The 13,691-nt window shown below is 64.9% G+C and carries 12 protein-coding genes; 1 reads left to right on the top strand and 11 read right to left on the bottom strand.

The window, feature by feature from the left end:
• Window positions 1-30: 30 nt before the first annotated feature.
• The gene (locus AC1D34_RS07195) at window positions 31-822 is read left to right on the top strand and encodes an IclR family transcriptional regulator (RefSeq protein WP_441492102.1); all 792 of its coding nucleotides are present in this window, start codon (window positions 31-33) and stop codon (window positions 820-822) included.
• Window positions 823-887: 65 nt separating this feature from the next.
• On the opposite strand, the gene AC1D34_RS07190 is transcribed toward AC1D34_RS07195, so the two are convergent.
• From AC1D34_RS07190 to AC1D34_RS07140, 11 genes are all read right to left on the bottom strand, one after another.
• A complete protein-coding gene (locus tag AC1D34_RS07190) occupies window positions 888-1,835 on the bottom strand; it encodes an ABC transporter permease (protein ID WP_476775292.1) in 948 nt (315 codons plus the stop codon).
• The gene (locus AC1D34_RS07185) at window positions 1,832-2,701 is read right to left on the bottom strand and encodes an ABC transporter permease (RefSeq protein ID WP_476823874.1); all 870 of its coding nucleotides are present in this window, start codon (window positions 2,699-2,701) and stop codon (window positions 1,832-1,834) included. Before AC1D34_RS07185 ends, AC1D34_RS07190 begins: the two co-directional genes overlap by 4 nt.
• 79 nt (window positions 2,702-2,780) lie before the next feature.
• Complete coding sequence (locus AC1D34_RS07180; protein ID WP_476823873.1) at window positions 2,781-4,322, bottom strand: ABC transporter substrate-binding protein; 1,542 nt, start codon at window positions 4,320-4,322, stop codon at window positions 2,781-2,783.
• 33 nt (window positions 4,323-4,355) lie between these two features.
• Window positions 4,356-5,864 carry a M81 family metallopeptidase gene (locus AC1D34_RS07175; protein WP_476823872.1) on the bottom strand — a complete coding sequence of 503 codons (1,509 nt, stop codon included), beginning with the start codon at window positions 5,862-5,864 and terminating at the stop codon, window positions 4,356-4,358.
• 191 nt (window positions 5,865-6,055) lie between these two features.
• Window positions 6,056-7,090 carry an ABC transporter ATP-binding protein gene (locus tag AC1D34_RS07170; RefSeq protein ID WP_476823871.1) on the bottom strand — a complete coding sequence of 345 codons (1,035 nt, stop codon included), beginning with the start codon at window positions 7,088-7,090 and terminating at the stop codon, window positions 6,056-6,058.
• Window positions 7,087-7,905, bottom strand: a complete 819-nt coding sequence (locus tag AC1D34_RS07165; protein ID WP_476823870.1) for an ABC transporter ATP-binding protein — start codon at window positions 7,903-7,905, stop codon at window positions 7,087-7,089. Before AC1D34_RS07165 ends, AC1D34_RS07170 begins: the two co-directional genes overlap by 4 nt.
• Complete coding sequence (locus AC1D34_RS07160) at window positions 7,902-8,771, bottom strand: ABC transporter permease (protein ID WP_476823869.1); 870 nt, start codon at window positions 8,769-8,771, stop codon at window positions 7,902-7,904. Before AC1D34_RS07160 ends, AC1D34_RS07165 begins: the two co-directional genes overlap by 4 nt.
• A gap of 5 nt (window positions 8,772-8,776) precedes the next feature.
• Window positions 8,777-9,718 (bottom strand): ABC transporter permease, encoded by a 942-nt coding sequence (locus AC1D34_RS07155; RefSeq protein ID WP_476823868.1) that lies wholly within the window; start codon window positions 9,716-9,718, stop codon window positions 8,777-8,779.
• A gap of 37 nt (window positions 9,719-9,755) precedes the next feature.
• Window positions 9,756-11,354 carry an ABC transporter substrate-binding protein gene (locus AC1D34_RS07150; RefSeq protein WP_476823867.1) on the bottom strand — a complete coding sequence of 533 codons (1,599 nt, stop codon included), beginning with the start codon at window positions 11,352-11,354 and terminating at the stop codon, window positions 9,756-9,758.
• Between the two features lie 222 nt (window positions 11,355-11,576).
• Window positions 11,577-12,887, bottom strand: coding sequence for an alanine racemase (locus tag AC1D34_RS07145; RefSeq protein ID WP_476823866.1), 1,311 nt, complete (start codon window positions 12,885-12,887; stop codon window positions 11,577-11,579).
• Window positions 12,878-13,691: MlrC C-terminal domain-containing protein (locus AC1D34_RS07140; RefSeq protein ID WP_476823865.1), on the bottom strand; the 814-nt coding region annotated here is incomplete at its 5' end. The genes AC1D34_RS07140 and AC1D34_RS07145, both read right to left, overlap by 10 nt.

Here is a 13,691-nt window from a genome sequence, read left to right as displayed (position 1 = left end):
GTCTCGCGACAGCGAGGATGCGGGGCGACCATGCCGAAGAAATCGGGCAACCCTTACGTCGTGCAGCCCGTGATGAAGGCGCTCAAGGTGCTGGAATTCGTCGCGCGCCATGGTCACGAGATCGCGCTCACGACCGTCGGACGTGAGCTGCGGATTCCGAAGACGACGACCTTCCGCTACCTGCAAACGCTGACGGAAGCCGGCTTCGTCAGCCACAACCGCGAGACCGACAAATACAATCTCGGGCCGCTGCTGCGCTCGATCGCGCGTGCCGATGCGAGCTTCAGCAAGATCCGGCAGCTCGCACGCCCGGCGATGGTCGAACTGATGAACGAGTTCAATGAAACCGTGAATCTCGCGGTGAAGGGCAACGGCACGATCGTCTATATCGACCTCATCGAGGCCAACCGCTCGCTGCGCATGCAGGCGCGGATCGGCGACAGCCATCCGATGCATTCCACCGCGCTGGGCAAGGCGATCCTGGCCTTTCTCCCCGAAGCGGAAAAGCTGCGCCAGCTCGACCTGCCCTTGACCGAGCGAACCGGACGCACGCTGCTCGAGCGCGAAGAGATCGAGCGCCAGCTTCGACAGGTCGCAAAGCTCGGTTACGCAACGGAAATCGGCGAGAACGAAGACGGGGCGATGTGCGTCGGCGTGCCGATCTTCGACGACAATCATTACCCGGTGGCGGCCCTCAGTATCTCGGCGCCGTTGATGCGAATGCCGCGGCCACTCGCCGCGAAGGCGGGAATGCGGCTGCGCGAGGTCGCCGCGCATATCTCGAGCCATCTCGGCTCGCAGGACCCCATCGTTTCCGCCTGACAGGCATGGCCGGCGCGAGCCCTGGACACGCAGGCCCGTGCGGGACCTCGCGCTGCGGAGCGGTGTCAATGATATTCGATGCGTGGATCGATCCACGCATAGAGCAGGTCGATGATCAGGTTGACCAGCATATAGCCGACCAGGATCACCATGATGCAGCCCTGGATCAGCGGGTAGTCGCGGGTGCTGATCGCCTGGATGACCAGACGTCCGAGCCCCGGATAGGTGAAGACCGCTTCCGTCACCACGGCACCACCGATGAAATTCGCCATCATCAAGCCGACGATCGTGACGAAGGGCAGCAGCGCGTTGCGCATGATGTGGAGGCCGACGACGCGGCTTTCCGGCAAACCTTTGGCCCGCGCCGTGCGGACATAATCCTGCTTCGCTTCGCCGATCAGCGACGCGCGCAGGAACCTCGCGAAGATGCCGGAGACATAGATGCCCAGTGTCAGCGCCGGCAGCATGAGACTGCGTAACGCATCCACCGGCGCCTCCCAGAACGGCACGTAGCGCGAGGCGGACGGCAGCCAGCGGAGCTCGACGGCGAAGAGCAGGATCAGCAGGATGCCGAGCCAGAAGGTCGGAACACCCAGCGCCAGCGCGCTCCACCCGCTCAGCAGGCGGTCGAGCCAGGAATTGGGGCGCACGGCGCTGGCAATTGCGACGGGTATGCCGACGGCCAACGCCACCAGGATCGCGGCGACCGCCAGTTGCAGCGTTGCTGGCAGCCTCTCCCCGATCAACGCCAGGACGGGCTGGCGGCTGTGGAGCGAGAGGCCGAAATCGCCGCGCACGGCCTGGCCGAGCCAGTCGAGATACTGGATCAGCATCGGTCGATCGAGGCCATAGCGCGCGATGGTAGCCGCAATCTCCTCCGGCGAGGCGTTCTCGCCAACGAGCACCGCCACGGGGCCGCCCGGCACCGCGTAGATCATCGCGAAGATCGCGAAGGATGCGAGAAAGAGCACCGGCAGCATCTGAAACAGGCGGCGCAGCAGATAGCTCGTCATCGGCCCCTGCGCTCCGGCACACCGGGATCATGCCTGTCGAGCAGCGCGGTCAGGGCACGGCCAATCGTATCGAAGGAGAGGATCGTCAGCGTCAGCACGAGACCGGGCAGCACGGCGTAGGTCGGCGCCTCGTGCAGATAGGATTTCCCCGTTCGCAGCATTTCGCCCCAGCTCGGCGTCGGCGGCGGCACTCCAACTCCGAGAAAGGCGAGTGCAGCCTCCAGCAGGATCGCGACCGAGGCGAGCACGATCGCCTGCACGACGAGCGGGCTCAGCGCGTTGGGCAGAATGGTGCGGAACATGATGTAGGACGAGCCGCCACCGAAGCTGCGCACCGCCGTGACGAAATCGAGCTGGCGCAGGGCCATGACCTGCGCTCGCGCGATCCGCGCGAAATTCGGTATCCCCGCAATGCCGACAGCGACCAGGGCCGCCGCCTGGCTGCGACCGAGTACGGCGATCAGCGCCATGGCGAACAGGATGTTCGGCAGCGCCAGCAAGACATCGATGCAGCGCATCAACACAGAATCGCGCCAATCACCGAAAAAGCCGGCGACGAGCCCGACCGGCACCCCGATCAGCGCAGCGATGACGACCGCACCGAAGGCGGTGACGAGTGACGTTCGCGCGCCATAGACTACGCGCGCCAGGATATCCCGCCCAAGCTCGTCGGTACCAAACCAGGCGGAAGCCGATGGCGGCATCAGCGAATCCGCCAGGTTCTGAGTCAGCGGGTCCAAGGGCAGGACATCGGCAAACACGGCCGCCAGTGCCACGAGCAACAGGAAGGCGAAACTCAAGGACGTGCCGCGGCGGGCGGAAAGCCGGCGCAGCACGTACAGGGTCGATCCTGAGGTCGCGCTCATCGCAGGACGCCGCGCAACCGATGGCTGCGTGACGCCGCGACCGCGTCCCGGCGACGGCGTCCCGCCTCACCGCTCCGCATTACTTGAACCCGATCGTCCGCGCGACGAGGAGGTTGTCGATCTCGAGTGTCACCCCGCCAACCTTGTCGGAGGCGACGATCAGGCCGACCTCATAGGAATTGGTCGGTATGGCGAAGGCCTCGTCCACCAGCACCTTGTTCAGGTTGTCATAAGATGCCTTGACCTCGGCCGCTCCCCCCGCGGCGCCATCGACCTTGGCAATCGCCGCGACATAGGCCGGATGCGGGTGCGGGTCCTTGAGGATTGGGTTCTGGGAGGTCCGATAGATGGAGTTCGTCGTCACGCGCGACGGGAACTTCTGGACATTCCCGACTGCACCGAAGACCGCGGCGAAATCGCCGCCCAGCAGCGCACTGACGAATTCGGCCCCCTGGCGGATATCGAGCTCGATCGGGATCCCGGCCTTGCCCAGCGAGGCCTGTACGATCTGGCTGATCTGGACCGAGGCCTCGTCGCTGCCATTGACCAGCATCTTCCAGTCTTTCATCTCGGCCGCCGAGAGGCCGGATGCCGCAAGCAAGGCCTTCGCCTTGTCGAGATCGTAGGCGTAGGCCTTGGTGAAGCTGGCGTCGAAGGCCGGGCTTGCCGGCGCCCAGGGCTGCGCGACGACCTCGCCCATGCCCGCATAGCCGACGCGTAGGATCCCCGCGCGATCCATCAGGTGGTTGAAGGCCTGGCGGTAGGATTTGTTGCGGAATGGACCACGCGTCGAGTTGATGCGGAAGACCTGCACGAGCTTGCCGGGTCCGGAAAAGACCTGGTAGCCTGCGCTATTGAGGCGCACGGCACTCCGCGAGGAGCCGTTATAGATGATGTCGACGGCGCCCGACTCGAGCGCCGCGCTCGCCGCCGCATCCTCGCTGAACACAGTGAAGACGAGATCCTGCACGATCGGCTGCTTCTCGCGCCAGTAGTTCGGATTGGCCTTGAGGCGCAAACCCTGCCCGACTGCGCGGCTCACCAGGGTGAAGGGGCCGGTGCCGGCCGGAACCGTCTCGACCGTATCGATGCCCTTCGCCTCGATCGGGATCAGGAACTGCAGCAGGTCGAGGATCTGCCGTTCCGGAACCGGAGCCTTGAAGTTGATCACCACGGTCCGGTCATCGGGCGCCGACCAGTCCTTGACGATCGACATCGTGGAAAAGACGTTCTTGCCGCGCTTGGGATCGGCTCCCTTCTGCAGCGTCGCCAATACGGAATCGGCCTTGAACGGAGTGCCGCTATGGAAGGTCACGCCATCGCGCAGCTTCACGCTGACCGAGGTCTTGTCAGGCGCGATCGTCCACTCGGTCGCCAGGCTCGGCTCCGGCTTTCCCTCGGGCGTGTATTCGATCAGGCTGTCATAGAGGTTCTTGATGACGTGGAAATTGACGGTCGAGAGCTGCTGCGGATCGTAATTGGCGAGTTCGCTCAGCACTGCGACACGCAAGGTGCCGCCCTTCAGTTGCTGAGCGACGGCCGGGAGTGACATCGCCAGGGGAGCTGCTGCAGCCAGGGCGATGCCCCCCATGCAGAATTGACGTCGCGATACGGTGGTCATCCGGCACACTCCCCTTTTTGGTTGGTCTTCGTGTCAGCTCGTCCCCGCGCCAGGCTGGGTCGAATGCGCCCGCCAGTCGCTTATTGTTTCAAGTGGATAGACGGGGCGCGGAATCCGCGCCCAGGGCAAGGTGAAGACGTCCGACTGCCCGGGCCCGCGCGTGTCGGCACGAATGACCTGCGAGGAGATCGGAGCGAAATACTGGAAGTTCGACGCCGTCTTGAGGACAGCCATCTTGTAGTCCGCGAGATCGACGCCGAAAGCTTCGTAGACGCCCGGCACATTGCCAGCGACACCGCGCAACTCGCTGATCAGGAGCGTCACGGGCCCGACGTCGAAAACGACGACCCGGCCCATATCGACCTCGTTCTGGTGGTTGTAGATCAGCGGCACGGGCCCACCCCCGATACGCCGGACCGTGCCGGTGACCTCGAGCGGCGTAAAGAAGGCCGGCGCCGCATCGCCGCCCAGCGGCAGCGTCACCCGTGCACCCTCGCCGGCCGCGACCAGCGTCGCGACGGCCTGCGGCGAAATCAGCGGGATCAGCGCGCGGCTGCCGATGCCGAGCCTGAGGATCGATTCCAGGATCAGGTTGCTGTCGCCGGCGGAGCCACCGAAGACGGTATCGCCGGTGTCGCTGAGCACGACCATGCCGCGCTCGGCAGCGTCGGCCTTGCGCACGGCCTCGTCGACCGAGACCGCCTCGCGGACCTGGAAATCATCGCGCATCGACCAGGCGAGGTCGGCGAGCTCATCCGCCAGAGTCTCGGCCAGGGACGGGTCGCCATCCGTGACGACGATCGTCGACCAGCCGCCCTCGGCGACATCGAGCCAGGGCTGCATCGGATAGTTCGATGCCTGCAGCACGCGCTCGTCGGCCTCCAGCTCGCGGGCCCGATCGAACCAGCGCTTCATCGGCCCCTTCGACGTCAGGAACTGCTCTTGATGCGACAGCAGCGGAATCTTGCGCCAGGCCATCACCGGCCGCCGCTTCTCCGCGAGAATCTTGAGCAACAGAGCCGTCCCGATTTTGCCGGTATCGAAGACGTCATGCGGCTGCGTACGATGCCCGACGATCGCCGTGCAATTGGCCATGATCTTGCGGGTGATGTTGGCGTGGTGATCGAGGCCAAGCAGGATCGGGACCTCGGATCCGAGGATCGAACGGCAGAGCTCGGCCTGCTCGCCTTCGACATCGTCGATATCCTCGGCAGCAGCGGCGCCGTGGAGTTGCAGGACGAGTCCGTCGATCGGGCCGACAGCCGCGAGCCCGGTCCGGATCTTGTCCTGGAAGAAGTCGAACGCCGCGCGCGTGATCCGGCCGCCGGCGACGCTCCAGGCCCTGATGATCGGGATCGTCTCGACCGCAAGGCCGGATTCAGCCACCGCTGCATAGTGACCGCCGATCTGCCCGATCTCGCCGAACTGACGCGCGATCTCGGCCCCCTCATACAGGCCGAATGCCTCGAAATCCGCGAGCGTGGTCGGTACAGGATTGAAGTCGTTCGTTTCCTGCACAATGTGAATCAAGGCCAGGCGCACAGAATTCCTCCCGGAAAACGACGGTTCGCCAGCCGCAACGGCAAGGCGATCTCAATGGGTCGCACACCTCGTTATTGAGCGCTCACGCCGGTTGAACCTGTCGCAATGCGCGAAAACATGGGAAAAACGTACTGACGGCGCTATTTCGGGTCAAGGATTCCCTGTTTCGCAAGAAGAAACCGCTCCGATCTTCACAGGACCGGCAAACCTGTATTCCCGACCTCGCCTGGCTCACGAGACAGCGCTTCTCGGCGCGGCCAATAGCGGCACGAGACGCCGTGACCTGCCGCGACTTCGTGCCACTCCGCAGTGTTGCTGCTCGCGTGATCGTCGCCGTGGACACAGTCGCCGCCATTGCCTTCGAGAAAGCGCAGATCCGGCGGCGGCCGCCGGAGCCGTTCGCGCTGGCGGACGGGATCGGGCACCGGCACTGCATCCAGCAATACGCGCGTATAGGGATGGGCGGGGCTGTCATAGACTTGAGCCGCGCTGCCCATTTCGACGACCCGGCCGCGATACATGACCGCTACGCGATGGGCGACTTCGCGAACGATCGCGAGATCATGCGCGATGAACAGATAGGACAGGCCGAGCTTCGCCTGAAGTGACTGCAACAGGTCCACGATCTGCGCCTGGGTGCGGACGTCGAGCGCCGAGACCGGCTCGTCGCAGACGATGAAATCCGGGCTGACCGCCAGGGCCCGGGCGATGACGACGCGCTGGCGCTGCCCGCCGGAAAATTCGTGCGGGTAGCGCTGCATCATGCCCGGGTCGAGGCTGACCAGGTCCAGAAGCTCAGCGACACGGTCCTGCAGCCGGGCTGGAGCTACCGAGCGATGCACCTGAAGCGGCTCGCGCAGGATCTGTCCGATCGTCATGCGCGGGTGCAAGCTCGAATACGGATTCTGCAGCACGAACTGCATATGGCGCCGCATCTGCCGCAATCGTGCGGCCGGCATCGTGGTCAATTCCTCGCCGAGCAGTTTAACCGAGCCGGAATATGTCTTCTGCAGCTGCAGGATCGCCCGGCCGGTCGTGGTCTTGCCCGAACCGGACTGGCCGACGAGCCCGAGCGTCTGGCCAGGCCCGATATCGAAGGAGACACGATCGACCGCCTTCAGCGCCTTGCCGTCGCCCCTGCCGGGAAAGCGCACCGACAGATCGCGGACCTGAAGCAGTGGCCGCGGCAGCGCCTCGGTGAGTGCGGCGGGATCATGAACCGTCATCGCGTCGGCCCGGTGCTCTGGAGACGTGGCACGGCATCGAGCAGGGCGCGCGTATAGGCGTGCTGCGGCGCTGCGAAGACGCTCTCGATCGCTCCGGCTTCGACGATCTCGCCGCGGTACATCACATTGACCCGGTCGACCATGCCGGCCACGACGCCGAAATCATGGGTGATCAGCATCAACGCCATGCCGCGCTCCTCCTTCAGCCGCAGTAGCAAGCGCAGGATCTGCGCTTGCACGGTGACGTCGAGCGCTGTCGTCGGCTCATCGGCGATCAGCAGGTCCGGCTCGCAGGAGATGGCCATCGCGATCATGACGCGCTGGCGCATCCCGCCTGAGAACTGGTGCGGATGATCGTCCAGGCGCCGCGCCGCATCGGGTATCCCGACCTGATCGAGCAGTTCGATGCAGCGTTCGCGCGCCGCCTTGCCGGACAGTCCGGTGTGGTGGCGCAGCATGTCGGTCATTTGCGCGGCAATGCTCAGCACCGGATTGAGCGACGTCATCGGATCCTGGAAGACCATGGCGATGCGCCGCCCGCGCAGAGCCCGCATATCGACCTCGCTCTTCGCCAGGATGTCCTGCCCCAGGAAGCTGACCTCGCCGCCAAGCGCGACAGAGGTGCCTTCGGGGGTGAGCCGCATCAGCGCCTTGGCCGTGACGCTCTTGCCRCAGCCGGATTCGCCGACGAAACCGACCGCTTCATCGGCAGCGATATCGAAGGAGATGCCGCGTACGGCCTGGATGACCTCCCGGCGCGTCGTGACGGTGGCGGTCAGGTTGCGGACGCTGAGGAGCGGGCCGGTGCGGATCATCGCACGCTCCCGACATCGAGCACGTCGCGCAGGCCATTGGCCAGGACGATAAAGGTCAGCGTCGCGTACACGATCGCGGCGGCGGGGCCGATCACGGTCAGCGGTGCCAACTCCATGAACTGCCGCGCTTCGGACAGCATGCCACCCCAGTTCGGGTCCGGCGGCGGCGGCCCGAGCCCGAGGAAGGACAGGGCCGTGACCGTGAAGATCGTCTGAGACAGGGTCAGGCTGGTCGCGACAAGGATCGGCGAGACGACGAGCGGCAGGATATGGCGGAGAACAAGCCGGAATTCGCTCATGCCGATGCTGCGCGCCGCTTCGACATGGTCCCATTGCTTCACGCTGAGCACGGGCGCGCGCACCACTCTGGCCATTGCCGGCGTGTACACGATGGCGATGGTGAGGATCAGATTGGGAATGGTCGGTCCAAGCGCCGCAACGACCGCAATCGCGAGAAGGAGCACAGGGAAGGCGAAAACCACATCTAGGACGCGCATGATCACGTCATCGACGAGGCCGCCCAGATAGCCGGAGAGCAACCCGAGGACGAGACCTCCGACGAGGGCGATAAAGACGGCCGTTATCGTGATCAGCAGGGTCGTGCGGCCACCGACGATCAGCCGGCTGAGGACATCGCGACCGATCGAGTCCGTACCGAGCCAGTGGCGCGCACTGGCTCCGGCAAGGGAGTCGGGCGAGGTCGCGGACGGATCGAACGGCACAAGGAAGGGCGCGAAGATCGTGACGATCAACATCGTGGCCAGCATTGCCAGCCCGATCCCAAGCAGCAGGCCGCCTTGCGTGATCCGCAGCGCCTTGGGAGCGCACGCGCCAAGAGCCCGCTCCTGAACTCCCTCCTGCGACACGGCCCTCACAGCTTCACCCGCGCATCGACCCGCGCATAGGCGATGTCGATCATCGTATTCACCATGACCACGATGGCCGATGCCGTCAGGACGATGGCCTGGATCACCGGATAGTCGCGGCTATTGATGGAATCGAAGAGATATTGGCCCATTCCGGGAATGGCGAAGATGGTCTCGACCAGGATGCTGCCGCCAAGCAGGGCTGCGATCTTGAGACCGGTTGCGGTGATGACCGGCGTCAAGGCGTTGCGGACGAGGTAGTCGCGGAGGATCCTGCCCGGAGGCAGCCCTTTCGCGCGAGCGACCATGACGAAATCCTGGTTGGCCACCTCGAGGACGGCAGCGCGGGTGTTCTCGGAAATCGTGACCGAGACCGCCAGCGCCAGGGCGAGCGCTGGCAACAGCAGGCTACCGATATTGGCGAGCGGATCCTCGAGAAACGGCGTGTAGCCGAAGATCGAGATCTGCGGGAAATAGAGGCCGAATAGCAGCACGATCAGCGTCGCGACCACATAATTCGGCACGGCCAGCATAACGCCATTGTAGAGCCGCACGATCCAGTCGATCGCGCCACGCATCCGCGCCGCTGCCAGCCCGGTCGCTACCCCCATCAGCATCGAGATGATCGCGGCAACCAGCGTCAGCTGGAAGGTCACCGCAAGCCGATCGAGCAATTCCGGCCGAACCGGCTGGCGCGTCACGAAGGACGTGCCGAGATCACCGAGGAGGGCATGCCCGAGCCAGACCCCATATTGCGCCAGCAGTGGTCGATCGAGCCCGAGCTCCTGCCGGATCGCCGCCAGAACCTCCGGTGCGACGCTCTGTGAGCCCGCTGCGGCAATGGCAAAATCGCCCGGCAAAGCCCGCATCATCGCGAAGGCAATGAAGGAGACCGCCAGCAGGATGACCAGCATCCAGGCGAGGCGGCCAAGGACAAAGCGCGTCATCGGCCGGCGCCCAATGTGCCGAGAGCGAACGGGGGAATTATTTTTTCAGCCATGCCGTACGCACGAAGGAGCGGATATTCGCAGCGATCGGAACGTAATCCTTGACGTAGTTCCACCAGATCTCCCAGCGGAGCGGGTACTGGTAGACTTGGATGATGTAGGCTTGGTCGGCGATATGGCGCTGGATCGCCATGTTCTTGGCCGCACGCAGGCCGAGGTCGAGTTCGGCGCGGGCTTCCAGGATCATTCTGTCGAGTGCGGCATCGTTCGATCCGGTGCCCTTGCCGGTAGCGCTGTCCGACTTGATGTATTGAAGGGTGGCGTCCGAGTCCGGCGTCCAGGACAGGGCGACCGAGAGCAGCGTCGGCCAYGTACCGGTGTTCCACATGGTCAAGAGCGGTGCCGTCTCCATCGGCGTCAGTTTGACCGTGATTCCCGCCACCTGCCATTGCTGCTGCAGGATCTGCGCACAGGCGACGTCGAGCGGGTTGGCTGCGACGATGATGTAATTGCCGAGATCGATGCCCTCGGGATAACCGGCCTCGGCCAGCAGAGCCTTTGCCGCTGCCGGATCATGCTTGTAGTAGGGCAGTTCCCCGGTGCCATCATAGCCGCCGACCTGGCTTTCCGGGATCATCGCGCCGATCTTGCCCGAACCGCCCAGGATCGTGTCGAGGCAGGCCTTGCGATCGGTCGCGAGGCTAAGCGCGCGGCGCACCCTGACATCGTTCAGGGGCTTGGCCTTCATGTTCAGCCAGATCGGGAAGGTCCGCGAGGTCTGACCGGGAGCGGACACGAGGTTGGGCGAGGTGCGCGCAATCGCAGCCGCGACTTTCGGGTCCTTCAGCCAGGTCATGTCGATCGCGCGCGACCGCAGCGCCGAGGTCAGCGTGGCCTGGTCCTTGTAGAACTTGAACACCACCCTGGAGAGATGCGGCTGCCCCTTCTCATAATAGCCGGCATGCGCGGTCAGCGAGAATTGCAGATTCGGCTGATAGGCCTCGAACACGAAGGGGCCGGTTCCGACGGGCTGGGTGTTGAGGTTCTCGACCCCGGCCGGGACGATCGCACCATTGGGGCTGGTCGCCAGATTGCTCAGGAAGGCCGCATCGGTCGCGTTCAGCTGGAATTTGACAGTGTAGGGGTCGATGACCGTAACCGCATCGACGCTGGAATAGAACGCCCGCAGGCGGCTGCCGGAAGCCGGGTTCAGGATGCGATCGAAGGTATGCTTCACATCATTGGCCGTGAAATCCTGGCCATTGTGGAATTTCACGCCCTGCCGCAGCCGGAAGACATAGGTCTTGGGATCGGGCTGCTCGTAGCTCAGCGCGAGGTCGGGCTCGATCTTCATCTGCGCGGACCAGCGCAGCAGCCCCGTATAGATCAGGCTGGTGAAATCATAGGAGGAGAACGCCGTAAGCGTGACCGGATCCAGCCCGATCGGGTCGGCATCGGCGCCGATCGTCAGTGTTCCACCGGAAACCGGCGTCTCGGCCGCAGCATCGCCGACCATGATCGCGGGCGAAAGCGCCATCGCACTGCTGGCGAGCACAAGCCGCAGCAGGCTGCGGCGCGATAGCTCCTCTGCCATCTCCGGCTCGGGGGCGATCATCGGGAATGACGGAGGCTTCACGAACGATCCTTCCACATATGATCACAGGGCATGATCTCGGCCTGAAGCCTGCAAGACGCTGATCTCCCATCAGCACCCGCCGCATGAAGCGAGACGCCTGTCGCCCTCGCCGATTCCCGCCCGCAGATCATCCCTCTCTCCGACGGAGGCTAGGAGTCGCCAGAATTCGCGTCAAGGATTCCTGGTTTCGCAACAAGAAACACGGTTTCCAAGTAGGGCCTCTCAGAAGAACGTTCTGACGGCCCCGCGCACGCCGTAATCGTCGTCGACCAGCATCAGCAGAGCCCATTTGTCGAAGGTCGTGCAGGGATGACCGATGCCGAAGCCGACCATGTCTCCAACCTGGAGCGGGCTGTCCTCCGGCGTACCGAGATGGCAGTGCTGGTCGTTGAGTGCGAGAACCGTGTGCCCTGCCGGCATCGGCTCGGGATTGCTCATGCCCTGYCGGAACCAGCGCAGGGGCACGGGCATGCCTGCGTCGTAGCTGATGTCGCGCTTGCCGACGGTGAGCAGGCTACGCCCGCGCTCGGGCCGCGATTGGACATAGGCCCAGACCTCAAGCGCCGGCTCGAGTCCGCCCGCCGGTAGGGTCAGGCTGGTTTCCATGACGATGCGCCGGAATGCACTGGCGTAGGCTGTTGAATCGTGCGTCAGGTAACAGCCCGAGCGCAGGACCTTCACGATGGATCGCGAAAAGGACGCCGCGTTCAGCTTTTCGCCGACGCGATCGAACAGCGCGGTTCCGCCGGCACTCAGCACCATGGGATCGGGGCCGAGCAAACCCTCCGCTTCGGCGGCCAACGCCACGTCGATCATGTCGTCGAGGAGGCGGTCTGCACCTGCGGTGACACTATGCAACCCTTCGAAACACTCGAACCCGGCAAGTTGCAGCCCAGCCGCCCCACTGAGGGCACGGGCGATCGCCATCGCCTCGGCCCGGCTGCGCGCACCCGTTCGGCCGCCCATGAAACCGATCTCGACGAGGATRCGCAGCGGATTGCCCGATGGCGGCGGCGCGCGCCGGGCGGCCTCGGCCAGCAATGCGACACCTTCGACGCTGTCGGCCAGGCAATACAACGCAAAGCCCTCATCCATCACGGCATCGAGGCAGGCGGTGATCTCCTGGCGTCCGACAGGCTGATTGGCGAGGATCACGCGTCTGACACCGAATTGGCGGCACACCTGAAGCTGCTGGATCGTCGCCACGGTAATGGCCCAGGCGCCGTCGGCGATCTGCAGGTCGAAGAGCTGCGGCGCCATGGTCGTCTTGCCATGGGGCGCGATCACCAGACCGTTCTCTGCGGTGAACGCGCTCATCCAGACGCTGTTTCGCCTCAGCACGCTCTCGCGGATCACCGCAATCGGGAGCGGCAAGTCGCCGGCCAGAACATTCCAGCCTTGCGTCCCGATATCGCCCAGTCGCAGGCCCGATATACCTGGCGGCAGCCCCTTGCTCAGCCCATCGAGGCGTTGATCGTCGATATCGGCGAGTGACAGACGCGGCAGCGCGCCACCGGGGGCGATCAGAGCCATGGGTTCGGGTCCAGCGGTGAGAACGGGCGGCGGATCTTGGTGTAGGCGATCTTGCTGGCGTCCGGTGGGTATGGGCCGCCGCTGTCGAGATAGAGAACGCTGGCCGCGATCGGCGCAAAGGCCGCATGGAAATGGTTCGAGGATTTGACGACCACGACCMGCTTTGCCGCCAGATCAATGCCGAGATTGGTGAAGACCGGAGGGCTGAAGGTCTGAGCGCGGGTCGATGCGAGGACGATATCGAGAGCGCCGATGCGGATCGCCGCAGCCGGCCCAAGCGAAACCCAGCTCTGCGCAAAGGGCACCACGAGCTCGGGCGTCGTGCCTGTCACCAGCACCGTGGCATCGATCGGCCGGCCCGACGACGGCGCAGCCTTGCCAGCGAAACGCAGGGAAATCTCGGCTCCAACCCCGGCGGCGCGGCACAGGCTCACGGCGACGGGGTCCCAGAGCGCCCCGATCGCGGCCGGCACCTCCGGCCGTCTGAGCAGCGCCTCGACCATCACCGAGGAATCGCCGGCGACGCCGCCGCCGGGATTGTCCCAGCGATCGGCGAGGATGACGGGACAGCCATCCTGCGCCAGTGCCAGCGCCGCCTCGATACCCTCATCGGGCTTGTAGTGCTTCGGCGCCGCACCGCTGGGCCCCCAGCGCAGGATTTCCAGCCCAAGCGTCTTGGCGAGCGCTGCCGCCTTGCCAGCATCGCGATCGGCGATGACGAGCACCTTCGTGCCGACATCCGCCACGTCCGCCGCCTGGAAGCCGTGCGCGACCGAGATGCTCAGGATACCGTCCCTGCCCTCC

It is taken from the genome of Allobosea sp. P1_A7 (genome assembly GCF_056406775.1).
The sequence above is the reverse complement of the archived record's forward strand: the minus strand, read 5'-3'. Positions and strand labels throughout refer to the sequence as shown.

Coding starts and splice junctions, on each gene's coding strand:
- AC1D34_RS07170 (WP_476823871.1), bottom strand. CDS start 7,090: ATGACGGTTCATGATCCCGCCGCACTCACCGAGGCGCTGCCGCGGCCA.
- AC1D34_RS07195 (WP_441492102.1), top strand. CDS start 31: ATGCCGAAGAAATCGGGCAACCCTTACGTCGTGCAGCCCGTGATGAAG.
- AC1D34_RS07185 (WP_476823874.1), bottom strand. CDS start 2,701: ATGAGCGCGACCTCAGGATCGACCCTGTACGTGCTGCGCCGGCTTTCC.
- AC1D34_RS07180 (WP_476823873.1), bottom strand. CDS start 4,322: ATGACCACCGTATCGCGACGTCAATTCTGCATGGGGGGCATCGCCCTG.
- AC1D34_RS07190 (WP_476775292.1), bottom strand. CDS start 1,835: ATGACGAGCTATCTGCTGCGCCGCCTGTTTCAGATGCTGCCGGTGCTC.
- AC1D34_RS07155 (WP_476823868.1), bottom strand. CDS start 9,718: ATGACGCGCTTTGTCCTTGGCCGCCTCGCCTGGATGCTGGTCATCCTG.